The sequence below is a fragment of the Neglectibacter caecimuris genome, from assembly GCF_034335015.1.
GTDB lineage: Bacteria > Bacillota > Clostridia > Oscillospirales > Acutalibacteraceae > Acutalibacter > Acutalibacter caecimuris_A.
In genome coordinates, this window is record NZ_JAWXXK010000009.1 from 130,776 (window position 1) to 152,943 (window position 22,168).

Sequence of the window (22,168 nt, forward strand, 5' to 3'; positions counted from 1 at the left end):
GAATCAGAATGCCTACAGTAGCAGTTTTGAACATGCAGGGCAAGGAAGTCGGCAAGCAGGAGCTTTCCGAGGCCGTATTCGGGATCAAGCCCAATGTTTCCGTAATGAACGACATGGTAAAGAATTACCTTGCCAATCAGCGCCAGGGCACTCAGTCCGCTCTGACCCGCGCAGAGGTTTCCGGCGGCGGCAAAAAGCCGTGGCGCCAGAAGGGCACAGGCCGTGCCCGCCAGGGCAGCACCCGGGCTCCTCAGTGGACCCACGGCGGCATCGTGTTCGCGCCGAAGCCCAGAGATTACAGCTATACTTTGAATAAGAAGGTCAAGCGCCTGGCGATGAAGTCCGCCCTTTCTTCCAAGGCTCGGGACAACGAGCTGATCGTGATGGACGCCATTACCACCGACGCCTACAAGACCAAGACCATCGCCGAGATGCTGAAGGCGGTGGGCAGCGAAAGAAAGGCCCTGATCGTTCTCGATACCGTGGACGAAAAGGTGATCGCTTCCGCCCGGAACATTCCCGGTGTAAAGACCGCTCAGGTCAACACCCTGAACGTGTACGATATCCTGAACGCCGATAAATTCATCGTCGTCAAGGATGCGGTGGCTAAAATTGAGGAGGTGTATGCGTAATGACAGCACAGGATATCATTATCCGCCCCGTGATCACGGAAAAGACCATGGACGGAAACTCCCTGAAGAAGTACACCTTTGAAGTGAGTAAGGATTCCACCAAGATCGATATCAAACGCGCGGTGGAAGAGCTGTTCGGCGTAAAGGTCAGCAAGGTGAACACCCTCCATGTGAGAGGCCAGCTGCGCCGCCAGGGCCGCAACCAAGGCTACACCAGAAGCTGGAAAAAGGCCGTTGTCACTCTGACGGAGGACAGCAAGACCATTGAATTCTTTGAATCTATGGTCTAACTTCTGTCGGGCAGATTCGCGGCTTTCAGGCTTATCGGCCGGTCGTTTATCGAAAATACACTTCCCGGCCTGCTGCACCTGAAATCCATCGAATCTGCCCAGGCAGAAGGGCTTGGCAAAAGAACCAAACACAGCATGGAAAGTGCTGGAACCAGCATGAATGGGAGCGCGCCGAGCTCCCGCAAAGCGAAATAGGAGAGTGAAAACCACATGGCAATCAAGAATTACAAGCCGACTACCGCGGCAAGGCGCAACATGTCCGTTACGGACTACCAGAGCCTGTCGAAGAACGGCCCCGAGAAGAGCCTGCTGGCTCCTCTGGACAAGAACGCGGGCCGCAACAGCTACGGCCGCATCACCGTTCGCCATCGCGGCGGCGGAAACCGCAAGAAGTACCGTATTATCGATTTCAAGCGCCAGAAGCACGATGTGGAGGCCACTGTACAAAGCATCGAGTACGATCCCAACCGTTCCGCGTTTATTGCCCTCATTCAGTATGAGGACGGCGAGAAAAAGTATATTCTGGCCGCCAACGGCATGAAGGTGGGAGACAAGGTGGTATCCGGCGAAAGCGCCGATATCAAGCCCGGCAACGCCCTTCCTCTGAAGAGCATTCCCGTAGGTACCTTCATTCACAACGTGGAGCTGTATCCCGGCAAGGGTGCTCAGCTGGCAAGAGCCGCCGGCATCATGGCCCAGCTGATGGCAAAGGAAAACGGCATGGCCCTTCTGAGGCTGCCCTCCGGCGAGCTTCGGAACGTGCCGGAGACCTGCATGGCCTCCATCGGCCAGGTTTCCAATATCGACCATGAGAACGTGAAGATCGGCAAGGCCGGCCGGAAGCGTCACATGGGCTGGAGACCCACGGTTCGCGGCTCTGTAATGAACCCCAACGACCACCCCCACGGCGGCGGCGAGGGCAAGAGCCCTGTTGGCCGTCCCGGTCCTGTTACCCCCTGGGGCAAGCCCGCTCTGGGTTACAAGACCCGCAAGACCCACAACCGCAGCGATAAGTTTATCGTAAGGCGCAGAAACGGCAAGTAAGCGCACGGGAATAGCGGCGAAGCCGCCGCACCACTAAGCGAAAGGACAGTGATCACAAGCTATGAGCAGAAGTCTGAAAAAAGGACCTTTTGTACAGCCCGTGCTGCTGAAAAGGATCCAGGCTATGAACGAAGCCGGTGAGAAGAAGATCGTGAAAACCTGGAGCAGAGCCTCCATGATCTTCCCGGATTTCGTAGGCCACACCATCGCGGTCCATGACGGCCGCAAGCATGTGCCGGTGTATATCACCGAGGACATGGTAGGCCACAAGCTGGGCGAATTCGCCCCTACACGCACCTTCAAGGGTCATGCCGGTGCGAAGACGACCAAGTAAAGAAAGGAGAGCAGATCGATCATGGAAGCGAAAGCAACATTGAACTATACCCGTATCTCTCCCCGCAAGGTCGGAATCGTGCTGGATCTTATCCGGAACAAGCCGGTGGACCTTGCCGCCGCTATTTTGCAGCATACCCCCAAGGCTGCCTGTGAGGATCTTCAAAAGCTTCTCAAGTCTGCTGTGGCAAATGCTGAGAACAATTTCAACATGGACAGAAACAGCCTTTACGTTTCCCAGTGCTATGTAACGCCCGGCCCCATCCTGAAGAGGATCCGGCCCAGCGCCCATGGCAGAGCGTTCCGGGTGTTGAAGAGAACTTCCCACATCACCATTGTGGTGAAGGAAAAAGAGTAAGCGGTAAGGAGGCAAATTATGGGTCAGAAAGTGAATCCCCACGGTCTCCGTGTGGGCGTGATTAAAGACTGGGATTCCCGTTGGTTCGCGAAGGACAATGAGTTCGGCGATACTCTCGTACAGGACTACAACCTCCGCAAAATGCTGAAGAAGCAGCTCTATTCCGCGGGCATTCCGAAAATTGAGATCGAGCGCGACGCCTCTAAGGTGCGCGTGCACATTCATTGCGCGAAGCCGGGCCTTGTCATCGGCAAGGGCGGCACAGAGATCGAAAAACTTCGCCAGCAGTGCGAGAAGATGCTGGGGAAGCCCGTTGTTATCAATATCGTCGAGGTTCGCCAGCCCGATCTGAACGCGCAGCTGGTGGCTGAGAACATCGCTTCCCAGCTGGAGCGCCGTATCGCGTTCCGCCGGGCCATGAAGGGCTGTATCGGCCGCAGCATGCGTCTGGGCGCCAGGGGAATCAAAACCCAGGTTTCCGGCCGCTTGAACGGCGCTGAAATTGCCCGCAGCGAGCAGTACCACGACGGCACCATTCCCCTGCAGACTCTGCGGGCCGATATCGATTACGGCTTCGCCGAGGCGAACACCACCTATGGCCGTATTGGCGTAAAGGTGTGGCTGTACAAGGGCGAGGTGCTCAACGATAACCGCGGCAGCCGGGAAGACCGGAACGAGAACCGCGGCAGGCGGGACGACCGCCGCGACCGCCCGAACAACCGGCGCGGTTCCGGAGAAAAAAGGGAAGGAGGCCGCAGATAAATGTTACTTCCTAAGCGCGTAAAGTACCGCAGAGTACAGAGAGGCCGCATGAAGGGCAAGGCTCTTCGCGGCAACAAGATCACCTATGGCGATTACGGCCTTCAGGCCCTGGAGCCCGCCTGGATCACCAGTAACCAAATCGAGGCCGCCCGTGTGGCCATGACCCGTTACTGCAAGCGTTTCGGTAAGGTCTGGATCAAGATCTTCCCCGACAAGCCCGTGACCCAGAAGCCCGCTGAAACCCGCATGGGTTCCGGTAAGGGCTCCCCGGAGTACTGGGTAGCCGTGGTAAAGCCCGGCCGCGTCATGTTTGAGCTGGGCGGGGTGCCGGAGGCAACAGCGAAGGAGGCCCTTCGTCTGGCTGCCAACAAGCTTCCCATCAAGTGCAAAGTTATAACGAAAGAAACGGAGGCGTAAGTCATGAAAGCTTCAGAAATCAGAGAATTGACAGCTGAAGAGCTGAACAGCAAGCTCAGGGACCTCAAGGCGGAGCTTTTTAACCTTCGTTTCCAGCTCGCTATCAATCAGCTCGACAACCCCATGCGTATCTCAGCTGTGAAAAAGGATATCGCCCGTGTAAAAACGGTGATCCGCGAGAACGAGCTGAGCGCTGAGAACGCCTAAGGGAAGGGAGGATTTGACGTGAGCGAAGAGAGAAACATGAGAAAAACAGCTGTCGGTCATGTAGTCAGCAACAAGATGGATAAGACCGTAGTGGTCGCCATTCAGGACAGCGTAAAGCATCCGCTGTACGGAAAGGTCATCAAGCGCACCGTAAAGCGCAAGGCCCACGATGAGAACAACGAGTGCAATGTGGGAGATCGCGTGCGCATCATGGAGACCCGTCCTCTGTCCAAGGATAAGAGATGGCGCCTGGTCGAGATCATCGAGAAAGCCAAGTAATTTGGCCTGTCATTCAGTTTAAGGCCAAGAAAGGCTTAGAGCAAAGGAGGAACGCACTGTGATTCAACAGCAGACTTACCTCAAAGTTGCCGACAACACCGGCGCGAAGGAGCTTATGTGCATTCGCGTTCTGGGAGGTACCGGCAGGAGGTATGCCAATATCGGCGACGTGGTGGTAGCTTCTGTCAAGAAGGCTGCGCCCGGCGGCGTGGTAAAGAAGGGCGACGTTGTGAAGGCGGTCATCGTAAGAACCTCTTCCGGCGTGCGCAGAGACGACGGCACCTACATTCGTTTTGACGAGAACGCCGCCGTGATCATCCGTGACGACAAGAACCCCAGGGGCACCCGTATTTTTGGGCCCGTGGCCCGCGAGCTCAGAGACAAGGAGTATCTGAAGATCCTGTCTCTCGCTCCCGAAGTGCTTTGATGGAGGTGGACGTCAATGAATAACAAGATGCATGTAAAAACCGGCGATACCGTTGTGATCCTCAGCGGTAAGGACCGCGGCAAGAAGGGGAAGATCATGCAGGTCAGCCCCAAGGAAGGCAAGGTCATCATCGAGAACGCCAACTTCGTGCAGAAGCATGTAAAGCCCCGTAAAATGGGAGAGCCCGGCGGTATCATCAAAGCTGAATCCGCCATTTATGCCTGCAAAGTGCAGGTGGTTTGTCCCCGCTGCGGAAAGCCCACCCGTGTCGGCCATAAGGTTTTGCAGGACGGCACGAAAGAGCGCATTTGCAAGAAATGCGGCGAATCGCTGTAAGGGAGGGAAAAACGAAGATGGCAAGAATGAAAGAGTTCTACAAAGAAGAAGTAGCCCCCGCCCTGATGAAGAAGTTCAGCTACAAGAGCGTTATGGAGATCCCGAAGCTGGACAAGATCGTCATCAATGTAGGCGCCGGCGAAGCCAAGGACAACGCCAAGGTGATCGACGCCATCAGCGGCGACCTGGCTGCCATTACCGGCCAGAAGCCCCTGGTGTGTAAGGCAAAGAAATCCGTGGCGAACTTTAAGCTGCGTGAGGGAATGCCCATTGGCGTGAAGGTCACGCTCAGAGGCGAGCGGATGTATGAATTCCTCGACAGACTGTTCAACGTGGCGCTGCCCCGTGTCCGCGACTTCCGCGGCATTAATCCCAATTCCTTTGACGGCAGAGGGAACTACAACATGGGCATTCGCGAGCAGCTGATCTTCCCCGAAATCGATTACGATAAGGTCGATAAGGTACGGGGCATGGATATCTGCTTCGTCACTACCGCAAAAACCGACGAAGAGGCCCGGGAGTTCCTTTCTCTGATGGGCGCTCCGTTTATGAGGTAAAGGAGGGATTTCACTGTGGCCAAAACATCTATGAAAATCAAGCAGCAGAGAGCCCAGAAGTATTCCACCAGAGAATACAACCGCTGCAAGATCTGCGGCAGGCCGCATGCCTACCTTCGGAAGTTCGGCATCTGCCGTATCTGCTTCCGCGAGCTCGCTTACAAGGGAGAGATCCCCGGCGTGAAGAAGGCCAGCTGGTAAAAAGCTGCTTCGCAGCTTTCTTATGGAGTTGCAAAAAGCCGCTACGCGGCTTTCTTATGGAGTTGCTACGCAACTCTGCAACTCTGCTAACTCTGCTAACTTTGCCAAGTTGGGTAACTCTGCCAGAAGAAGCAGACTTCTTAAGATTACAACAAGCTTCAAAAAGCGGCTTTCTTTTTGGGAAGGCGCTTTCCAAAAAAACATGATACTGATTACCAGAAGGAGGTTATTAAGTCATGCAGATTACTGATCCTATTGCCGATTTGCTGACCCGCGTCCGCAACGCGCAGTCCGCGAAGCACGATACCGTTGAGGTGCCCGCTTCCAACATGAAGAAGGCCATCTGCCAGATCCTGGTTGACGAGGGCTATGTAAAGCACTTCACTGTCGCGGAGGACGGAAAGCAGGGCGTTATCACGATCACCTTGAAGTACGCCGAGGGCAAGGTTCCGGTCATTAAGGGCCTTAAGAGAGTTTCCAAGCCCGGCCTGCGGATTTATTCCAGCGCGCAGGAGCTGCCCCGCGTGATGAAAGGCCTGGGTGTGGCCATCATCTCCACCTCCAAGGGCATTATGACAGACAAGGCGGCAAGAAAAGAAAACGTCGGCGGCGAAGTGCTGGCGTTCATTTGGTAAAAGAAGGGGGTGCGACGGAATGTCGAGAATTGGAAGAAAACCCATAAATATTCCCGCTGGCGTTGAAGTAAAGATCAACGGCAGTGAAGTGACGGTCAAGGGCCCCAAGGGTACTCTGACCCAGACGTTTCATCCGAAGATGACCGTAGCGGTGGAGGGCAGCGAGATTTTGGTGACCCGTCCTGACGATGAGAAGGAATCCCGGTCTCTCCACGGCCTGACCCGGACGCTGATCCACAATATGGTGGTGGGCGTTACCGAGGGCTTCCAGAAAACTCTGGACGTGCAGGGCGTTGGCTACCGTGTGCAGAAGCAGGGGAAGGACCTTGTGATGAACCTGGGCTTTTCCCATCAGGTGACCATGTCTGACACCGAGGATATCAAGATCGAGGCTCCGAATCCCAACACGATCGTGATCTCCGGCATTGATAAGCAGAAGGTCGGCCAGTTTGCGGCGGAAGTCCGCGAGAAGCGGCCCCCGGAGCCTTACAAGGGCAAGGGTATCCGCTATGCCGGCGAGTATGTGCGCCATAAGGAAGGCAAAGCCGGTAAGGGCGCGAAAGGATAAGATTGAAGGAGTTGAGAAGAAATGGTCAATAAACCGGATACGAATAAAGCACGCCTTCGCCGCCATAAGAGAGTGCGCGGCAAGATCTCAGGCACGGCAGCCTGCCCCCGCCTGAATGTGTTCCGCTCCTCCGCCAATATCTATGCCCAGATCATCGACGACACAACGGGCAATACCCTCTGTGCCGCGTCTACTCTGGACAAGAGCTTCAGCGGAAACGGCGGCAACAAGGAAGCTGCCCGTGAGGTTGGCAAGCTGATTGCCAAGCGGGCGGCGGAAAAGGGAATCACCGACGTGGTCTTTGACCGCGGAGGCTATATCTTCCACGGCCGCGTCAAAGAGCTGGCCGAAGGCGCCCGTGAGGGCGGCCTCAACTTCTAAAAAGGAGGAATCAAGTTGGCTAGTAATATAGACGCTTCCACAATGGAGATGCAGGAGCGCGTGGTTTCCATCAACCGTGTTTCCAAAACCGTAAAAGGCGGCCGCATCATGAAGTTTTCCGCTCTGGTGGTCGTAGGCGACGGCAACGGTACTGTGGGCTTTGGCATTGGCAAGGCCTCTGAAGTGCCGGACGCGATCCGCAAGGGCATTGAAGACGCTAAGAAGAACCTGACCACCATTTCTCTGCGGGGCTCTACGATCCCCCATGAGATCATCGGTGAGTTCGGCGCGGGCAAGGTCATTCTGAAGCCTGCCGCTCCCGGTACCGGCGTTATCGCCGGCGGCCCGGTCCGTGCGGTGGTAGAGAGCGCCGGGATCAAGGATATCCGCGCGAAGGCCCTGCGTTCCAAGAACCCCTGCAACGTTGTGCGCGCTACCATGATGGGTCTCACCCAGCTGCGTACCGCTGAGGAAGTCGCGGCGATCCGCGGCAAGACCGCGAAAGAAATTCTGTAAGGGAGGGCGCGACTGTGACAATCACTTTGAAGAAAAGCCTGATCGGCTGCAAAAAGGACCAAATCGCCACCGCTCTTTCCCTGGGGCTCAAAAAGGTCGGCGATAAGACCGAGCAGCCCGATAATGCCCCTACACAGGGTAAGATCAAGAAGATCAGCCATCTGATCGAGGTAAGCAAATAAGCTCAAGGAGGTGCATGAGAATGAAGCTCAATCAGCTGACAGCTGCGCCCGGCTCTACGCAGGAGCGCAAGCGCATCGGCAGAGGCCACGGCTCCGGTAACGGAAAAACCGCCGGTAAGGGCCATAAGGGCCAGAAGGCCAGAGCGGGCCACGGAATGAGACCCGGCTTTGAAGGCGGTCAGATGCCTTTGCAGAGAAGAATCCCCAAGCGCGGGTTCAACAATATCTTTGCGAAAGAAATTATTTCCGTCAACGTGGGAACGCTGAACAGGTTTGAGGACGGAGCGGCAGTGGATATTGCCGCGCTGAAGGAAGCCGGCATCGTGAAAAAGAGCTGCGACGGCGTAAAGATCCTGAGTAACGGCAGACTGGTGAAGAAGCTGACCGTAAAGGCTACCGCTTTTTCCGAGGCCGCGAAAGCAAAGATCGAGGCTGCGGGCGGAAAGGCCGAGGTGATCTGAGTTGTTTAATACCATCAAAAACGCATGGCGGATCCCGGACCTTCGCAAGAAGATCCTGTACACGCTGCTGATCATCATCGTATTCCGCTTCGGCTCTGTGATCCCCGTGCCCTTCCTCAATGCTTCCAGCCTGGCAAACCTGATGAAGGAAGCCGAGCAGGGAACAGGAAACACGGCTCTGGGCTATATCAATATGCTGACAGGCGGCGCGTTCTCTTACGCTTCCCTGTTTGCCATGGGTATTACCCCCTATATCAACAGCTCCATTATTATGCAGCTGCTGCAGGTGGCCATTCCTCCGCTGGAAAGGCTCGCCAAGGAAGGGGAAGCGGGACGGAAAAAGATCGCTACCATTACCCGGTATGTCACCGTGCTGCTGGGCCTGATCCAGGGTACCGCCTACTATGTGTATCTTCGGAATTCTGCCATTGTCAAGTACACGGACGGCTTTATCGGAGTATTCGTAGCCATTACCATTATCCTGACCTTCACCGCCGGTACGGCGCTGATCATGTGGATGGGCGAGCAGATCAATGAAAAGGGTATCGGCAACGGTATTTCCATCATTCTGTTGGCAGGCATTATCGCGCGGCTTCCCTCTATGGTGGGAACGGCCATGCAGTATGCCTCGCTGGGTACGCTGTATATCGCTCTGGTGATCCTGTTTGTCGTGATGTTCCTGGCTGTGATCTGGGTCATCGTCTTTATGAACGAGGCGGAGCGCCGCATTCCGGTGCAGTACGCCAAAAAGGTGGTAGGCCGCAAGATGTACGGCGGACAAAGCACATTTCTGCCTGTCAAGGTAGCGATGAGCGGTGTTATGCCCGTGATCTTTGCTAACTCCATTTTGTTTATCCCCCAGTTCATTCACTTCTTTGTAAAGCCTGCGGAAGGAACCTTCTGGGCCGGCTTCTTCAACGCTTTCGAGCAGACCGGGTGGATCTATATCGTGCTGTATTTCCTGATGATCATTGTGTTTGCGTATTTCTATATGACAGTGCAGTATAATCCCCTGGAGATGGCCAATAATCTCCGTCAGAGCAACGGTACGATCCCGGGTATCCGTCCCGGTAAGCCCACGGCGGATTTCATTGCCAAGATCCTTTCCAAGGTAACGCTGATCGGCGCGTTGTTCCTGGCGTTTGTGGCTCTGGTGCCCATTATCTACACCAAGGTGACTGGTATGAACGGCCTGTCTTTGGGCGGTACGTCCATTATCATTATCGTCGGTGTGGCGCTGGAAACTGTCAAGCAGATGGAGTCCCAGATGATGATGCGTCATTACAAGGGCTTCCTTGACTGAGAAGGAGTAACGAGATGAAACTGATTCTTTTAGGGGCTCCGGGCGCCGGAAAAGGCACCCAGGCGGAAATTATCTGCCAAAAGAAAAATATTCCCACGATCTCCACGGGGAACATTCTCCGTGAAGCGCTGAAGAACGGCACGGAAATGGGTCTGAAGGCCAAGTCGTATATGGAGAGCGGTCAGCTGGTGCCCGATGAGATCCTCATCGGCATCATCAAGGACCGGATCAAAGAGGATGACTGCAAAAACGGCTTCATCCTGGACGGCTTCCCCAGAACCATTCCCCAGGCCGAGGCTCTGGACGCCATGGGGGCGGGTATCGACGCGGTGCTGGATATTGAAGTAGCCGATGAAGATATCGTAACCCGAATGTCCGGACGCCGTGTCTGCGAAAAGTGCGGCTCCTCCTACCATGTGCTGTATAAGCAGCCCAAGGAGGAGGGAAAATGCGACGCCTGCGGCGGCACCCTCATTCAGCGCAAGGATGACCACCCCGATACGGTGAAAGAGCGTCTGGAGGTGTATCACAGCCAGACGGAACCTCTCAAGGAGTTTTACAGCAAGCAGGGCAAGCTGCTTGTGGTCCACGGTCAGGAAAAGGTGGAGGATACCACCCGCTTGACTCTGGAAGCTCTGGAGGATCTCACATGATCGTGCTGAAAACCAGCCGGGAGCTTTCCGTCATGCGGAAGGCCGGGCAGATTTCACAAAAAGCACTGAGGCTGGCGGGAGAGGCGGTGGAACCCGGCGTCTCCACCTGGGAGATCGATAAGATCGCCCGGGAGTATATCGAGAAGATGGGGGCCACGCCCAGCTTTCTGAATTATGATGGATTCCCTGCCAGCACATGTATCTCTGTAAACGACGTGGTGATCCACGGCATACCCTCCAAAAGCCAGATCCTGAAAAAAGGCGATATCGTCGGGATCGATGTGGGCGCTCACTATGAAGGCTTCCACGGCGACAACGCCTGGACCTTTCCCTGCGGCGAGATCAGCGGGGAAGCGCAGGCGCTTTTGGACGCGACCGAGAAGGGCTTGTTCTTAGGGATAGAGCAGGCCCGTCCCGGAAATCGCTTGGGCGATATCGGCCACGCGATTCAGGAGTATGTCGAGGCTCGCAATTACTCGGTGGTACGAGAATTTGTCGGCCACGGAGTAGGTGCGAACATGCACGAAGATCCCAGCGTACCCAATTACGGCACCCCCGGCAGGGGCGTGCGTCTGTTGCCGGGCATGGTAATAGCCATTGAGCCCATGATCAACGCGGGTGGCTGCGCAGTGAGAATACTGCCTGACGGATGGACCACCGTAACAAAGGACGGAAGCCTTTCCGCTCACTTTGAACACACGGTAGCCATCACCCCTGACGGGCCGGTTATTTTGACACGGCTTGAGTAAGGAGGCCGCTATGGAAGTAAAGCGCGGCCAGGTGGTAAGATCCCTTGCAGGCCATGATAAAGGCGGTTTTTTGACAGTGCTAGAGGTTTCTCCTCCCTTCGCGCTGGTGTGCGATGGAAAGAGAAGACCGTTGGAACGGCCCAAACGAAAAAAGCTGTTCCATTTGGCCCCCACGGCCACGGTGCTGCCGGAGGAAGCCTTGCGGACCGATCGGCAGATACGTACCGCGCTCCGTCCTTTTCAGGACAGCGTGCGGAAGCAATCCGGAAAGTAGCGGAGAACCCGGTATTTTCCTCGAAAGGTATGGTGATTGAGAGTGTCAAAACAGGACGTAATTGAAGTGCAGGGCGTTGTGAAGGAAGCCCTGCCCAACGCAACCTTCCAGGTCGAATTGCAAAACGGCCATATGGTGCTGGCTCACATTTCCGGCAAGCTGCGGATGAACTTTATCCGGATCCTGCCCGGCGATAAGGTCACAATGGAGATGTCTCCCTATGACCTGACCAAGGGCCGGATCACCTGGCGCTCCAAGTAAGCGGAAGGGCTTGCGGGGAACGCGCAAATCAGAATGACGGCGCCGGCGTTGAAGGCCGGAGTGAGAAAGCAAAAGAACATCGCTGAACCGAGGCATCGGGGAGTAAGCTATGAGGCTGCACGAACTGAGGCCGGAGTGAGAAAGCGAAAGAACATCGCTGAACCGAGGCATCGGGGAGTAAACCAATTGGTTTTGCAAACTGAGGCCGGAGTGAGAAAGCGAAAGAACATCGCTAAGCCGAGGCATCGGGGAGTAAACCGATTGGTTTTGCAAACTGAGGCCGGAGTGAGAAAGCGAAAGAACATCGCTGAGCCGAGGCATCGGGGAGTAAACCAATTGGTTTTGCAAACTGAGGCCGGAGTGAGAAAGCGAAAGAACATCGCTAAGCCGAGGCATCGGGGAGTAAACCAATTGGTTTTGCAAACTGAGGCCGGAGTAAAAAAAGGAGGTACACACGATGAAAGTCAGACCTTCTGTTAAGAAGATGTGCGAGAAGTGCAAGGTTATCAAGCGCAAGGGCAAGGTCATGGTAATCTGTGACAATCCCAAGCATAAGCAGCGCCAGGGCTAAGCCCGGCGATCAAGCATTGGAGGTATCAGAATGGCTCGTATTTCAGGCATTGACTTGCCCAGAGACAAGCGGATCGAAATTGCGCTGACCCATATTTATGGCATCGGCCGCAAGACCGCCAGCAATATCTGCGCCGCTACCGGCGTGAATCCCGATATCCGGGTCCGTGACCTTTCCGAAGACGATACGGCGAAGCTGAGAGACTATATCGATAAGAACTGCCACGTGGAAGGCGACCTGCGCCGCGACCTGGCGTTCGATATCAAGCGCCTCATTGAGATCGGCTGTTACCGCGGCGTCCGTCACCGCAAGGGCCTTCCGGTAAGAGGCCAGCGCACGAAGACCAACGCCAGAACCCGCAAAGGTCCCAGAAAGACCATGGCGAACAAGAAAAAGTAAGGAGGGATTGATTCCATGGCAGCACAGAAGGGCACAAAGGGTACAGTACGCCGCCGCCGTGAGCGCAAGAACATTGAACGCGGCGCTGCCCATATCCAGTCCACATTTAACAATACCATTGTCACCATTACCGATACGCAGGGCAATGCGATCTCCTGGGCCAGCTCCGGTGAGCTGGGCTTCAGAGGCTCCAGGAAATCCACTCCCTTTGCCGCGCAGACCGCGGCTGAAACCGCCGCCCGCCTGGCTATGGAGCATGGCATGAAGTCCGTTGAGGTCTATGTAAAGGGCCCCGGCGCCGGCCGTGAAGCCGCTATCCGCGCTTTGCAGGCCGCCGGCCTGGACGTAAGCATGATCAAGGATGTAACGCCCATTCCCCATAACGGATGCCGTCCTCCCAAGAGAAGACGCGTGTAAAATACCGAATCAGGAGGTACTAGAAATGGCAAGATATACAGAAGCTGTGTGCAAGCTGTGCCGCAGGGAGGGCCAGAAGCTGTTCCTGAAGGGCGAGCGCTGCTACACAGATAAGTGCGCGATCACCCGCAGAGCATATGCCCCCGGCCAGCACGGACAGGGCCGTAAAAAGACTTCCGAATACGGTATGCAGCTGCGCGCCAAGCAGATGACCCGCCGTTTTTACGGTGTTTTGGAAAATCAGTTCCGCCACTACTATGAGATGGGTACCAAAATGCCCGGCAAGGCCGGCGACAACCTGCTGATCCTGCTGGAATCCCGGCTGGACAACGTGGTGTATCGCTGCGGCTGGGCCAGCTCCCGCGCGGAGGCCCGCCAGCTGGTGGTACATGGCCATTTCACCGTAAACGGCAAGAAGGTGGATATTCCCTCTTACCTGGTGAAGCCCGGTGAGCTGGTAGCTATCAAGGACGGCAGCCGCCAGAGCGATAAGTTCAAGGCTGTGATCGAGAGCAATTCTTCCCGTCCCGTTCCCAAGTGGCTGGATGTGGATGCCGCCAATGCACAGGCGAAGATCGCCGCAATGCCTGCCCGCGAGGACATTGATCTGGAAGTAGACGAGACCCTGATCGTCGAGTTGTACTCCAAGTAATGCCCTGCCGCTTTATGAGGCGGGAAAGACAGTTCGGCAAACTTTGCGCAAGTGTAAATTGCATTAGATATGCAAGGGAGGATCGCGGATGATTGAGATAGAAAGACCCAAAATTACAATAGAGGAAATTTCCGATAACGGCACCTATGGCAAGTTCGTGGTGGAGCCTCTGGAAAGAGGCTTCGGCACTACCTTGGGAAACAGCCTTCGCAGGGTTCTGCTTTCCAGCCTGCCGGGCGTGGCTGTCAAATCTGTAAAGATCGACGGCGTGCTGCACGAATTTTCCACCATCCCAGGCGTAAAGGAAGACGTGACCGAGATCGTTCTCAACATCAAGGGCCTTGTGGCGAAGCTGCACTGCGACGAGGCAAAAACCGTTGAGATCTCCGCGGAGGGCCCCTGTGAGGTCACTGCAGCGGCGATCAAGGGAGACAGCGAGGTGGAGGTCCTTAATCCGGAGCTGCACATCGCCACCCTGGGCGACGGGGCAAAGCTCTATATGGAGCTGACCCTGGATAAGGGAAGGGGTTACATCTCGAACGAGCGCAATAAACAAAGCATGCCGGAAGGCGTGATCGGCGAAATTGCGGTCGATTCTATTTACACACCTGTGCTCAAGGTAAATTTCAACGTCGAAAGCACCCGCGTGGGCCAGAGCATCGATTACGACAAGCTGACGCTGGATGTGTGGACCAACGGGGTGATCACCGCGCAGGAAGCCGTATCCCTTGCGGCGAAGGTTCTTACCGACCACCTGAATCTCTTTGTGGATCTGTCCGATAAGGGCAAGAGCACCGAGATCATGGTGGAAAAGGACGAGGGCGGCAAGGAAAAGGCGCTGGAAATGACCATCGAGGAGCTGGATCTGTCCGTCCGTTCCTTCAACTGCCTGAAGAGGGCGGGAATCAACACGGTGGAGGACCTGATCAACAAGTCCGAAGAGGACATGATGAAGGTCCGCAACCTGGGCCGCAAATCGCTGGAGGAAGTTGTGTGGAAGCTGGCTTCCCTGGGCTTCAGTCTGCGTAAGGACGACGAATAAACCTACTTTATACGGATAGGAGTGAATACCATGCCGGGAACCAGAAAGCTGGGAAGAGACACCGCCCATAGAACCGCCATGCTTCGTGGGCTGGTAACCTTCTTCTTTGAAAACGGCAAGATCGAAACGACCGTGACCCGCGCCAAAGAGGTGCGTTCCATGGCCGAAAAGATGATCACCATCGCCAAGGAGGAAAATCTCCAGAACAAGCGCCTGGTGATGAGCTTTATCACCAAGGAAAGCGTGACCAATAAGCTGTTTACGGAGATCGCCCCCAAGTACGCTGACCGCAACGGCGGCTACACCCGCATTACCAAGCTTGGCCCGAGGCGCGGCGACGCCGCCGAAATGGCGATCTTGGAGCTGCTGTAAGAAAAAGCGAAAACGACTCTTTTGGTAAATAAGTCAGAAGAAAGCGGCCCTGCCGAAAACAACTGTTTTCAGCAGGGCCGCTTTCTGGGTAGGGCGTAGAATGAAGAATGATCATGACAGGAGGAAAGTGAGTAGCTTGCCGATAAATTGTAGTTTAGCGCACAACCCTTGGTTTTCTCGCCTGTCGGCTCGGTTGCTGTGCCCCGGTGGGGCACGCCCAGCAACGGTCTCACCTGTCGGTTCGGTCGGTGCAGAACAAGCGCCACCGGGACGCGCTCACTCTGACGGTGGTTCCAGAAGGTTGCAAAGCAACCTTCTTCCCCTGTTCAGGGAAGGCAAGGGGTTAGTGCTACTTGTTAGCTCTCCAAATTGTAGTTCAGCAGCGCTCTTAGGCTCCACTTGCGCGAGTAAGGGGAGCTGTCACGGCTCTGCCGTGACGGAGGGGATAAAACTGGCGGTTTTATGTCACTTTCTGCGTGTGACTATCCCTTCCACCGCCGTTCGGCGGTCCCCGCAGACTGCAAAGCGGTCTGCTTCCCCTCTATAAATAAGGGGAGGCGAGAGGTTAGTGCTATTTGTTAGCTCCACAAATTATTGTTCAGCAGTGCTCTTAGGCTCCACTTGCGCGAGTAAGGGGAGCTGTCAGCCGATAGGCTGACTGAGGGGATTAAAACTAGTGGTTTTATGCCACTTTCTACGTGTGACTATCCCTTCTACCGTTCTCGCCTGTCGGCTCGGTTGCTGTGCCCCGGTGGGGCACGCCCAGCAACGACCGAAGCGACAGCTGAGAACAGTTCGCACCAGCGTCCCACTGGGACGCGCTCACCGTTCGGCGGTCCCCGCAGACTGCAAAGCGGTCTGCTTCCCCTCTATAAATAAGGGGAGGCGAGAGGTTAGTGCTATTTGTTAGCTCCACAAATTATTGTTCAGCAGCGCTCTTAGGCTCCACTTACGCGAGTAAGGGGAAGCTGTCACGGCTGCGCCGTGACTGAGGGGATTAAAACTGGCGGTTTTATGCCACTTTCTGCGTGTGACTATCCCTTCCACCGTTCTCGCCTGTCGGCTCGGTCGGTTCGCACCAGCGTCCCACCGGGACGCGCTCACCGTTCGGCGGTTCCCGCAGACTGCAAAGCAGTCTGTTTCCCCTCTGCGGAGCAAGGGAAGGCAAGGGGTTAGTGCTATTCGGCAGCTCGCTGAATTTCAACCTATCATCTTGCTAACGGTCGGGTCAGAAACTGCTCTCCCGTACCAAGCAGCCTCACGAGTGCCCGCGGCGGCTCGCCGCTGCTTTTTTCTGGCTTTCGTACAGCCTTCGGAACGGGCCGTTTTTGTTTAGGAGCTCTTGGAAGGAGCCTTCCTCTACCACTTTTCCGCTTTCCATCACGAGAATGCGGTCCGCGTTTTCGATGGTGGAGAGCCTGTGGGCCACGGTGATGGTGGTTCTGGCGCCGGAAAGGCGGTCCAGGCATTGCTGCACTTCCTTTTCCGCCGCGGAGTCCAGGGAGGCGGTGGCTTCGTCCAGCAGCAGGATCGGGGCGTTTTTCAGAATGGCCCTGGCGATGGCCACACGCTGCTTCTGGCCGCCGGAAAGTCCGCTTCCCTGTTCGCCCACCTGAGTGCGGTAGCCTTCCGGCAGGTTGATGATAAAGTCATGGATATCCGCCAGGCGAGCGGCGTTTTCCACCTCTTCCCGGCTGGCTTCGGGAGCTCCGAGCCGAATATTTTCCTCGATAGTCCCGTCAAACAGGGTGCATTCCTGAGGCACATAGGCGAAAAGGCCCCGCAGGCGGGAAAGGGAAAGTCCTGTTTTTCCGAAATAGCGGAGTTCCCCCTCTGTGGGCTGATAAAAGCCCTCCAGCAGCTTGATCACTGTAGATTTTCCTCCGCCGGAGCCGCCTACGATGGCCAGGCGCTCTCCCCGCCGCAGGGTAAAGGAAAGGCCGTCGATGACCTTGTTTACTCCGTCATAGGAAAAGCTGACCCCGTGAAGCTCCAGGGCGTTTTCCCGGGACAGCTCCACCTCCGTTTCCCCGCTTTCCAGATCCTCCAGGGGCTTTTCCAGCAGCTCCTTCACCCGTTCCATGGCCACCAGGTTGGGTTGGGCAAGAAGCAGGAAGGTGCTGAGCCGGTAAATGGAATCCGCCATCATGCCCATGAGGGTGGCGTTGAACACCGCGTTTCCCAGGGTGGTGTTTTTTCCGGCCAGAAGCACCCCCAGGATAAACCCAACGGCCTGGGCGGACTGGGCGAAGAAATCCACCACCCCGTAAGTAATGCCGATGATATTTTGGTATTTGATCCGCTTTTCCTTGATCACGGCGCAGATCCTCCGGTAGCGCTCCGCCAGCACCTTCTGCATGACGAACACCCGGATCACCGGGATCGACCGAAGGGCCTCGATCAAAAAGGAAGCGGAGCCCGCGATCTCCTCCTTGGCGTCCCGATCCATGCGCTTCGCCAGCGGATTGAGATACAGGGAAAGGACCAGGTTGATCCCGCCGTATACGATGCCCGCCGCGGCGATCCGCCAGTCGCTCACCAAAAGGAGGATCAGGGTGGCGGTAAAGACCACCACGAAGCGGATCAGGTTCGTCATGCCGAAGGAACGGAAGGTTCCGGCGCTTCGGCTGGCATCGTTTGTCAGCCGGGTGATATAATCTCCGGTTTTATACTCTGTCAGGGTGGAATAGGGCAGCCGGGCAATATGGCGGAACATGGTTTTTCGCATGCGGGCAAGGCCCTCCTCCGCCGAAACGCTTTGCAGATAGCTGCCCAGCACCACCGGGGGCACCAGCAGCAGAAACAGCCCCAGCATCAGAAGCAGCGTCAGCGCCAGATTCCCCTGTTTTGCTCCCGTTACCAGGTCGATCAGGGTCTCGTTCAGGTAGGGCATGGCAAACAGCAGCGCCAGCTCACAGGAGCCCAGCAGAACGCCCAGCAGGTACTTCTTCCGGCTGGGGCCCAAAAAGGAAAAGGCAAAGCGATACAGCCCAAAACCCGATGTTTTTCTCATGCTTCCCCCTCCTCTTCCCGCTTCACAAGCCCCTGCAGCCTGCACATTTCATAATACCTTCCCTTTTTCTGAAGCAGCTCTCCGGGCATGCCCTCCTCAATGACCTCCCGCTGCTCCATACAGTAGATATAATCGGCGTTCTGCACGGTGGAAAGCCGGTGGGCAATGATCACCGCCGCGCGCCCCTCCAAAAGCTTCTCCAGGGAAGCCTGTACCTCCCGCTCGGTTTGCAGGTCCAGGGCGGAGGTGGCTTCGTCCAGCAGCACCAGCTTTGCCTGCTTCACCATGGCCCTGGCAATGCACAGCCGCTGCTTCTGGCCGCCGGAAAGGGTCAGCCCGCCCTCGCCGATGGGGTGATCCATGCCCTCCGGGAAGCTGCTGACAAAGTCCCAGAGACTTACGTCCCGCAGCACCGCCTCACATTCCTCCCGGGTGACGCCCGGCCTGCCGTAGGAAAGGTTTTCAAAAATACTGCCGTCAAACAGCCTGGGCTCCTGGGTGACAATGGCCATGTTTTCCCTGAGAGCGTCCGGCTCCCAGTCCTCCGTTTCCACTCCGAACAGCCGAAGGCTTCCCCGGTCCGGAAAATAGAACCGGCAGATCAGCTTCAGCAGGGTGGATTTTCCACAGCCGCTGGCCCCCACAATGGCGACCCTTTTGTTTTCCGGAATGCGCAGCGTCAGCCCCCGAAGCACCTGTTTCCCGCCGGGTGCGTAGGAAAAATCCAGCTTTTCCGCCGTGCAGGGCTCCTCTGCCGCCGCTTTTTTGACCCCGCCCCGCTGCTCGTCCGGAATATCGATGACCTCATAGTACCGCCGGGCGCTGGCAATGGTATTGCGCACGGTGCGGATCACGTAATCGGACTGGGAAAAGGCCTCGGTGATGTAATTGCTCATGGTGACAAAGGCGATGAACATACCCACGCTGAGCCTGCCGGAGGACACCAGGAAGGAGCCGATAAGAAACAGGCTCATGGTCTGTATCACATTGGCAAGATACCGCACGCCGGTCATTTTCATGGTGATCTTTTCCGAGCGCACCGCCTGGTCGTAGGCCGCGTCCGCCGCTTTTCCGAACCGGTTTTCCATTTCCTGCTCTCCGGAAAAGGCCTTAAGCGTCAGCGCGCCGGAAATGGCGTCCGCCGCGCAGCTCATGGCGGAGCCGGTGTGATCCATAGATTTCTTTGTCTGGGCCTGAATGGGCTTGCTGATGGCGTTTACCAGCCCCAGGGACAGGGGCAGAATGATCAGGTAGGCAAGGGAAAGCTGCCAGGAAATAAAAATGCAGGAGATCAGCCCGAAGATCCCGGAAAAGATCTGCCGGGAAAAATGGCTCAGGTGCCCGGCGGAAAAGGTGCTCAAAAGATCGATATCGTTATTCAGCCGGGCGGCGATATCTCCGGTACGGAATTTTTCCTCCAGCACCGCCGCGTCTCCCCGGGTCACCTTTTCAAAGGCACGGCCCCGCACCTCCAAAAACATGGTTTCCGTAATGCGCCCGATCACGTGGTAGTGAAAGGCGGTACGGGCGCAGTCCAGCAAAATGAACACCGCCATAAAAACGGCGGAAAAAATCATCTCCTCCACCAGGCCCGCCACGCCGAAATCCACCGCCTTGCCCCAGTAGGTGGCGGAAAGCATTTTCAGCACGCCGGAAAGCAGAGAGATTCCCACGATCACCAGCAGCCCCGGCAGATGCTTTTTGTTGTCGATATAAAACCGCAAAAGCGGGTTTCCTTCCATAGTTACCCCTCCTTGTCAAGCAGGGGCAGAGCCTTCACGGCCTTGCCGCCCTCCGTGAGCCAAAGCTGTACCAGCGGGTGCTCCGCATATTTTTTCTTTAGATATTCCCGGTTTTTCTGCCAGCCCGCCCGGAATTCCGGGTCGTTTTGCAGCCTGTCATAGCTTCTCACCTTGGCCGGGTAATGAATAGCCTTGGCGTTTCTCGCCAGCAGAAATTTTGCCCCCCTGCCGTGAAGCGCAATGCCGAAATCGTTGTCCTCACAGCCCCAGGTGTTGTAAAATTCGTCAAAGAAAATGCCGCTTTCCCGCAGAAACCCGGTGGGCACCGAAAAGTGCAGGCTCCAAAGCACGATCCAGGGCGCCTGCCAGCGGTACAGCTCGTCGCCGCACTGGGCATAGTCCCGCTCCCTGCCGTCCCGCATATTCCGGCTTTCCATGATGGCAGCGGCCTCGTTCGGCGTGTTGCTGTCGATGATCTCCCGCATCTCACTCAGGTCGGAGGTCAGGTCGTTGCCGTAAATATAGCCGATCACCACCATCTTTTCCCCCTGCTGCCGGTACAGCCGGTAGTGCTCGGAAAGACAGGTGCTGGTAACGATCACGCCGCTGTCAAGGAAAAGGCACAGCTCGCCTTCCGCCGCCCGGATTCCCATATTCCGCGCCGTGCCGGGGCGAAAGCCCTTGTCCTCCTGCCAAAAATACCGGATCGTGATTCGGCCCTCATACTGCCTTGCCGCCGCCTCCAGCTTCGGGCTTGAGCCATCGTCACAGACCAGCACCTCCACCTGCTCCAGCGGAAAATCGGACCCCAGCACGGATTCCACCGTAAGCGAAAGCTCCCTGGGGTTGTTGTACACAGGAACGATCACAGAAATCTTTTTCACAGTGCCGCCTCCTTAAAAGAGTCTTTTTTGCAGTATAAGGCCTTTTCCTTTCCCTCACAACCCTTTTTGCACGAACGGTTAAAAATCACGCGGTTTTGGCAAAATAAAAAAGCCCCCACAAGGGGACTTTTGAGCGTGGCGAAAAGGATTGTTCCAAGAGGTTCGTACTGAAACGCAAGAGAAAGTTCATTGACAGTTTGAAAAATCTCTGTAAGAGAACCTTTTCTCATATGGCCGGGCAGGACAAACACGCCCGAAAAAGGACTACAGGCAAAGCGCTTTCCGCCGGACCCGCTATTCAATGGTCTGGCCGCCGTTTCGCACAAAGAAGGAATGATATTCCGAATCCGTCAGCTCCGCGATGCGCTTTAAGTCATCCAGATAGAATTTTTCATGTTTCAGCTTGCGATTGAAGTTTTGTGGGCTCGTTCCAAATCTCCTCGCCAATTCCGCCTGAGTAAGATCAGAATAAGCACACAGCACCTTGATTTGCTCTGCTAAAGTCATAAGTTAACCTCATAATAACATTCTACATATCAATAACATTGTAAACTCATTTAGGAATATTGACAAATTGCAGAAATAACACTATAAGAAATTTCATTATCTTTACTATAGATAAATGTGCTATTTAAGACTATAATATTAGCATTAAAATTTATATTATGAAGGAAAACGCAAATGAGGGAATATAATTTTCAGCAGGAGGTCCCCTGGAAAAGAATCCTGTCTATGGTGCATCGGAATCTGGAGCGGGACAAGTGGCTTCTCGAATGGTGGAACTCGCGAGCAGGCAATGCCGACCCTACCAAGGAGAATTCCTACCGCACCGTTCAAAACAATTTAGCCGCATACCAGGCGCTGCGCCGGTTCCTCGGGTTTTCCGAGCCCGTAAAGCTGGAACGGGAAATCGAAGAGCTGCTGTGCCAAATAGAAATGCTGCCAAAAAAGGAGGAAGCATAAAAGCTTTTTGCCCCATGCGAATGTATTGCGATCAAAAGCCTAAGAGCGCTACTGAACTACAATTTGGAGAGCTAACAAGTAGCACTACCTCTTGCCTCCCCTTATTTATAGAGGGGAAACAGACTGCTTTGCAGTCTGCGGGGACCGCCGAACGGTGAGCGCGTCCCGGTGGGGGGAAGGTCTCCAGTGGAGAACTCAGCTGTCGCTTCAGACATTGCTGAACGTGCCCCACTGGGGCACAACAACCGCTCTGACCCGTTCTCGTTTGTCAACTCGGTCGTTGCTGG

Annotated in this window: 35 protein-coding genes; 31 read left to right on the forward strand and 4 right to left on the reverse strand. The window is 55.7% G+C overall.

Annotated elements, in window-relative coordinates:
- Positions 1–8: 8 nt before the first annotated feature.
- The 30 genes from rplD (at position 9) to rplQ (ending at position 15,279) form a co-directional block, all read left to right on the forward strand.
- Positions 9–632 (forward strand): 50S ribosomal protein L4, encoded by a 624-nt coding sequence (gene rplD / locus U8T64_RS12430; RefSeq protein WP_322183935.1) that lies wholly within the window; start codon positions 9–11, stop codon positions 630–632.
- Positions 632–922, forward strand: coding sequence for a 50S ribosomal protein L23 (gene rplW / locus U8T64_RS12435; RefSeq protein WP_322183937.1), 291 nt, complete (start codon positions 632–634; stop codon positions 920–922). The genes rplD and rplW overlap by 1 nt, the downstream gene beginning before the upstream one ends.
- A gap of 210 nt (positions 923–1,132) precedes the next feature.
- Positions 1,133–1,966: a 50S ribosomal protein L2 gene (rplB, locus tag U8T64_RS12440; RefSeq protein WP_322183939.1), complete on the forward strand. Its 834-nt coding sequence runs from the start codon at positions 1,133–1,135 to the stop codon at positions 1,964–1,966.
- 61 nt (positions 1,967–2,027) lie between these two features.
- Positions 2,028–2,300: a 30S ribosomal protein S19 gene (rpsS, locus tag U8T64_RS12445; protein WP_322183941.1), complete on the forward strand. Its 273-nt coding sequence runs from the start codon at positions 2,028–2,030 to the stop codon at positions 2,298–2,300.
- Between the two features lie 21 nt (positions 2,301–2,321).
- Entirely contained in the window at positions 2,322–2,657 is a 336-nt protein-coding gene (gene rplV, locus U8T64_RS12450) for a 50S ribosomal protein L22 (protein ID WP_322183943.1), read from the forward strand.
- 18 nt (positions 2,658–2,675) lie between these two features.
- The gene (gene rpsC, locus U8T64_RS12455) at positions 2,676–3,419 is read left to right on the forward strand and encodes a 30S ribosomal protein S3 (protein ID WP_322183945.1); all 744 of its coding nucleotides are present in this window, start codon (positions 2,676–2,678) and stop codon (positions 3,417–3,419) included.
- Positions 3,420–3,836, forward strand: coding sequence for a 50S ribosomal protein L16 (gene rplP / locus U8T64_RS12460; protein ID WP_322183947.1), 417 nt, complete (start codon positions 3,420–3,422; stop codon positions 3,834–3,836).
- Between the two features lie 3 nt (positions 3,837–3,839).
- Complete coding sequence (gene rpmC, locus U8T64_RS12465; protein WP_322183949.1) at positions 3,840–4,043, forward strand: 50S ribosomal protein L29; 204 nt, start codon at positions 3,840–3,842, stop codon at positions 4,041–4,043.
- Positions 4,044–4,079: 36 nt separating this feature from the next.
- Entirely contained in the window at positions 4,080–4,322 is a 243-nt protein-coding gene (gene rpsQ / locus U8T64_RS12470) for a 30S ribosomal protein S17 (protein WP_322183998.1), read from the forward strand.
- A gap of 58 nt (positions 4,323–4,380) precedes the next feature.
- The gene (gene rplN / locus U8T64_RS12475) at positions 4,381–4,749 is read left to right on the forward strand and encodes a 50S ribosomal protein L14 (protein WP_322183951.1); all 369 of its coding nucleotides are present in this window, start codon (positions 4,381–4,383) and stop codon (positions 4,747–4,749) included.
- A 15-nt stretch (positions 4,750–4,764) separates the two neighbouring features.
- On the forward strand, positions 4,765–5,085 hold the full coding sequence (rplX, locus tag U8T64_RS12480; RefSeq protein ID WP_322183953.1) for a 50S ribosomal protein L24: 321 nt from the start codon (positions 4,765–4,767) through the stop codon (positions 5,083–5,085).
- 17 nt (positions 5,086–5,102) lie between these two features.
- The gene (rplE, locus tag U8T64_RS12485) at positions 5,103–5,642 is read left to right on the forward strand and encodes a 50S ribosomal protein L5 (RefSeq protein WP_322183955.1); all 540 of its coding nucleotides are present in this window, start codon (positions 5,103–5,105) and stop codon (positions 5,640–5,642) included.
- A gap of 15 nt (positions 5,643–5,657) precedes the next feature.
- Positions 5,658–5,843 (forward strand): type Z 30S ribosomal protein S14, encoded by a 186-nt coding sequence (locus U8T64_RS12490; protein ID WP_322183957.1) that lies wholly within the window; start codon positions 5,658–5,660, stop codon positions 5,841–5,843.
- Between the two features lie 236 nt (positions 5,844–6,079).
- Entirely contained in the window at positions 6,080–6,478 is a 399-nt protein-coding gene (rpsH, locus tag U8T64_RS12495) for a 30S ribosomal protein S8 (RefSeq protein WP_322183959.1), read from the forward strand.
- A gap of 19 nt (positions 6,479–6,497) precedes the next feature.
- Positions 6,498–7,046: a 50S ribosomal protein L6 gene (gene rplF / locus U8T64_RS12500; protein WP_322183961.1), complete on the forward strand. Its 549-nt coding sequence runs from the start codon at positions 6,498–6,500 to the stop codon at positions 7,044–7,046.
- 21 nt (positions 7,047–7,067) lie between these two features.
- Positions 7,068–7,427, forward strand: a complete 360-nt coding sequence (gene rplR / locus U8T64_RS12505) for a 50S ribosomal protein L18 (protein ID WP_322183962.1) — start codon at positions 7,068–7,070, stop codon at positions 7,425–7,427.
- Positions 7,428–7,469: 42 nt separating this feature from the next.
- On the forward strand, positions 7,470–7,943 hold the full coding sequence (rpsE, locus tag U8T64_RS12510; protein ID WP_322184000.1) for a 30S ribosomal protein S5: 474 nt from the start codon (positions 7,470–7,472) through the stop codon (positions 7,941–7,943).
- A 14-nt stretch (positions 7,944–7,957) separates the two neighbouring features.
- Entirely contained in the window at positions 7,958–8,125 is a 168-nt protein-coding gene (gene rpmD / locus U8T64_RS12515; RefSeq protein ID WP_322183964.1) for a 50S ribosomal protein L30, read from the forward strand.
- 20 nt (positions 8,126–8,145) lie between these two features.
- Positions 8,146–8,586 carry a 50S ribosomal protein L15 gene (rplO, locus tag U8T64_RS12520; RefSeq protein WP_322183966.1) on the forward strand — a complete coding sequence of 147 codons (441 nt, stop codon included), beginning with the start codon at positions 8,146–8,148 and terminating at the stop codon, positions 8,584–8,586.
- 1 nt (position 8,587) lies between these two features.
- Positions 8,588–9,889, forward strand: coding sequence for a preprotein translocase subunit SecY (gene secY / locus U8T64_RS12525; protein ID WP_322183967.1), 1,302 nt, complete (start codon positions 8,588–8,590; stop codon positions 9,887–9,889).
- A gap of 14 nt (positions 9,890–9,903) precedes the next feature.
- Positions 9,904–10,542, forward strand: coding sequence for an adenylate kinase (locus U8T64_RS12530; RefSeq protein ID WP_322183969.1), 639 nt, complete (start codon positions 9,904–9,906; stop codon positions 10,540–10,542).
- Complete coding sequence (map, locus tag U8T64_RS12535; protein WP_322183971.1) at positions 10,539–11,291, forward strand: type I methionyl aminopeptidase; 753 nt, start codon at positions 10,539–10,541, stop codon at positions 11,289–11,291. The genes U8T64_RS12530 and map overlap by 4 nt, the downstream gene beginning before the upstream one ends.
- Positions 11,292–11,301: 10 nt before the next feature.
- Positions 11,302–11,565: a KOW domain-containing RNA-binding protein gene (locus U8T64_RS12540; protein ID WP_322183973.1), complete on the forward strand. Its 264-nt coding sequence runs from the start codon at positions 11,302–11,304 to the stop codon at positions 11,563–11,565.
- A 42-nt stretch (positions 11,566–11,607) separates the two neighbouring features.
- Entirely contained in the window at positions 11,608–11,826 is a 219-nt protein-coding gene (gene infA / locus U8T64_RS12545) for a translation initiation factor IF-1 (RefSeq protein WP_322184002.1), read from the forward strand.
- A 457-nt stretch (positions 11,827–12,283) separates the two neighbouring features.
- Positions 12,284–12,397 carry a 50S ribosomal protein L36 gene (gene rpmJ, locus U8T64_RS12550; RefSeq protein ID WP_322183975.1) on the forward strand — a complete coding sequence of 38 codons (114 nt, stop codon included), beginning with the start codon at positions 12,284–12,286 and terminating at the stop codon, positions 12,395–12,397.
- Positions 12,398–12,427: 30 nt separating this feature from the next.
- Positions 12,428–12,796: a 30S ribosomal protein S13 gene (gene rpsM, locus U8T64_RS12555; RefSeq protein WP_322183977.1), complete on the forward strand. Its 369-nt coding sequence runs from the start codon at positions 12,428–12,430 to the stop codon at positions 12,794–12,796.
- A 15-nt stretch (positions 12,797–12,811) separates the two neighbouring features.
- The gene (rpsK, locus tag U8T64_RS12560; protein WP_322183979.1) at positions 12,812–13,213 is read left to right on the forward strand and encodes a 30S ribosomal protein S11; all 402 of its coding nucleotides are present in this window, start codon (positions 12,812–12,814) and stop codon (positions 13,211–13,213) included.
- 25 nt (positions 13,214–13,238) lie between these two features.
- Positions 13,239–13,865, forward strand: coding sequence for a 30S ribosomal protein S4 (gene rpsD / locus U8T64_RS12565; RefSeq protein WP_322183981.1), 627 nt, complete (start codon positions 13,239–13,241; stop codon positions 13,863–13,865).
- A gap of 88 nt (positions 13,866–13,953) precedes the next feature.
- The gene (locus U8T64_RS12570; protein ID WP_322183982.1) at positions 13,954–14,907 is read left to right on the forward strand and encodes a DNA-directed RNA polymerase subunit alpha; all 954 of its coding nucleotides are present in this window, start codon (positions 13,954–13,956) and stop codon (positions 14,905–14,907) included.
- A gap of 30 nt (positions 14,908–14,937) precedes the next feature.
- Positions 14,938–15,279, forward strand: a complete 342-nt coding sequence (rplQ, locus tag U8T64_RS12575) for a 50S ribosomal protein L17 (RefSeq protein ID WP_322183984.1) — start codon at positions 14,938–14,940, stop codon at positions 15,277–15,279.
- A gap of 1,258 nt (positions 15,280–16,537) precedes the next feature.
- Here rplQ and U8T64_RS12580 read toward each other — a convergent pair.
- The 4 genes from U8T64_RS12580 to U8T64_RS12595 all read right to left on the reverse strand — a co-directional run bounded on the left by U8T64_RS12580 (position 16,538) and on the right by U8T64_RS12595 (position 21,425).
- Positions 16,538–18,292, reverse strand: a complete 1,755-nt coding sequence (locus U8T64_RS12580; RefSeq protein WP_322183986.1) for an ABC transporter ATP-binding protein — start codon at positions 18,290–18,292, stop codon at positions 16,538–16,540.
- Positions 18,289–20,034: an ABC transporter ATP-binding protein gene (locus U8T64_RS12585; protein WP_322183988.1), complete on the reverse strand. Its 1,746-nt coding sequence runs from the start codon at positions 20,032–20,034 to the stop codon at positions 18,289–18,291. Before U8T64_RS12585 ends, U8T64_RS12580 begins: the two co-directional genes overlap by 4 nt.
- A 2-nt stretch (positions 20,035–20,036) precedes the next feature.
- On the reverse strand, positions 20,037–20,918 hold the full coding sequence (locus U8T64_RS12590) for a glycosyltransferase family A protein (protein WP_322183990.1): 882 nt from the start codon (positions 20,916–20,918) through the stop codon (positions 20,037–20,039).
- Between the two features lie 294 nt (positions 20,919–21,212).
- Positions 21,213–21,425, reverse strand: a complete 213-nt coding sequence (locus tag U8T64_RS12595) for a helix-turn-helix domain-containing protein (protein ID WP_322183992.1) — start codon at positions 21,423–21,425, stop codon at positions 21,213–21,215.
- A gap of 225 nt (positions 21,426–21,650) precedes the next feature.
- Here U8T64_RS12595 and U8T64_RS12600 point away from each other — a divergent pair, with 225 nt between their 5' ends.
- Positions 21,651–21,881, forward strand: a complete 231-nt coding sequence (locus U8T64_RS12600; RefSeq protein WP_322183994.1) for a hypothetical protein — start codon at positions 21,651–21,653, stop codon at positions 21,879–21,881.
- Positions 21,882–22,168 lie beyond the last annotated feature (287 nt).

Coding starts and splice junctions, on each gene's coding strand:
- rplD (WP_322183935.1), top strand. CDS start 9: ATGCCTACAGTAGCAGTTTTGAACATGCAGGGCAAGGAAGTCGGCAAG.
- rplW (WP_322183937.1), top strand. CDS start 632: ATGACAGCACAGGATATCATTATCCGCCCCGTGATCACGGAAAAGACC.
- rplB (WP_322183939.1), top strand. CDS start 1,133: ATGGCAATCAAGAATTACAAGCCGACTACCGCGGCAAGGCGCAACATG.
- rpsS (WP_322183941.1), top strand. CDS start 2,028: ATGAGCAGAAGTCTGAAAAAAGGACCTTTTGTACAGCCCGTGCTGCTG.
- rplV (WP_322183943.1), top strand. CDS start 2,322: ATGGAAGCGAAAGCAACATTGAACTATACCCGTATCTCTCCCCGCAAG.
- rpsC (WP_322183945.1), top strand. CDS start 2,676: ATGGGTCAGAAAGTGAATCCCCACGGTCTCCGTGTGGGCGTGATTAAA.
- rplP (WP_322183947.1), top strand. CDS start 3,420: ATGTTACTTCCTAAGCGCGTAAAGTACCGCAGAGTACAGAGAGGCCGC.
- rpmC (WP_322183949.1), top strand. CDS start 3,840: ATGAAAGCTTCAGAAATCAGAGAATTGACAGCTGAAGAGCTGAACAGC.
- rpsQ (WP_322183998.1), top strand. CDS start 4,080: ATGAGAAAAACAGCTGTCGGTCATGTAGTCAGCAACAAGATGGATAAG.
- rplX (WP_322183953.1), top strand. CDS start 4,765: ATGAATAACAAGATGCATGTAAAAACCGGCGATACCGTTGTGATCCTC.
- rplE (WP_322183955.1), top strand. CDS start 5,103: ATGGCAAGAATGAAAGAGTTCTACAAAGAAGAAGTAGCCCCCGCCCTG.
- rpsH (WP_322183959.1), top strand. CDS start 6,080: ATGCAGATTACTGATCCTATTGCCGATTTGCTGACCCGCGTCCGCAAC.
- rplF (WP_322183961.1), top strand. CDS start 6,498: ATGTCGAGAATTGGAAGAAAACCCATAAATATTCCCGCTGGCGTTGAA.
- rplR (WP_322183962.1), top strand. CDS start 7,068: ATGGTCAATAAACCGGATACGAATAAAGCACGCCTTCGCCGCCATAAG.
- rpsE (WP_322184000.1), top strand. CDS start 7,470: ATGGAGATGCAGGAGCGCGTGGTTTCCATCAACCGTGTTTCCAAAACC.
- rplO (WP_322183966.1), top strand. CDS start 8,146: ATGAAGCTCAATCAGCTGACAGCTGCGCCCGGCTCTACGCAGGAGCGC.
- U8T64_RS12530 (WP_322183969.1), top strand. CDS start 9,904: ATGAAACTGATTCTTTTAGGGGCTCCGGGCGCCGGAAAAGGCACCCAG.
- map (WP_322183971.1), top strand. CDS start 10,539: ATGATCGTGCTGAAAACCAGCCGGGAGCTTTCCGTCATGCGGAAGGCC.
- U8T64_RS12540 (WP_322183973.1), top strand. CDS start 11,302: ATGGAAGTAAAGCGCGGCCAGGTGGTAAGATCCCTTGCAGGCCATGAT.
- rpmJ (WP_322183975.1), top strand. CDS start 12,284: ATGAAAGTCAGACCTTCTGTTAAGAAGATGTGCGAGAAGTGCAAGGTT.
- rpsM (WP_322183977.1), top strand. CDS start 12,428: ATGGCTCGTATTTCAGGCATTGACTTGCCCAGAGACAAGCGGATCGAA.
- rpsK (WP_322183979.1), top strand. CDS start 12,812: ATGGCAGCACAGAAGGGCACAAAGGGTACAGTACGCCGCCGCCGTGAG.
- rpsD (WP_322183981.1), top strand. CDS start 13,239: ATGGCAAGATATACAGAAGCTGTGTGCAAGCTGTGCCGCAGGGAGGGC.
- U8T64_RS12570 (WP_322183982.1), top strand. CDS start 13,954: ATGATTGAGATAGAAAGACCCAAAATTACAATAGAGGAAATTTCCGAT.
- rplQ (WP_322183984.1), top strand. CDS start 14,938: ATGCCGGGAACCAGAAAGCTGGGAAGAGACACCGCCCATAGAACCGCC.
- U8T64_RS12580 (WP_322183986.1), bottom strand. CDS start 18,292: ATGAGAAAAACATCGGGTTTTGGGCTGTATCGCTTTGCCTTTTCCTTT.
- U8T64_RS12585 (WP_322183988.1), bottom strand. CDS start 20,034: ATGGAAGGAAACCCGCTTTTGCGGTTTTATATCGACAACAAAAAGCAT.
- U8T64_RS12595 (WP_322183992.1), bottom strand. CDS start 21,425: ATGACTTTAGCAGAGCAAATCAAGGTGCTGTGTGCTTATTCTGATCTT.
- U8T64_RS12600 (WP_322183994.1), top strand. CDS start 21,651: ATGGTGCATCGGAATCTGGAGCGGGACAAGTGGCTTCTCGAATGGTGG.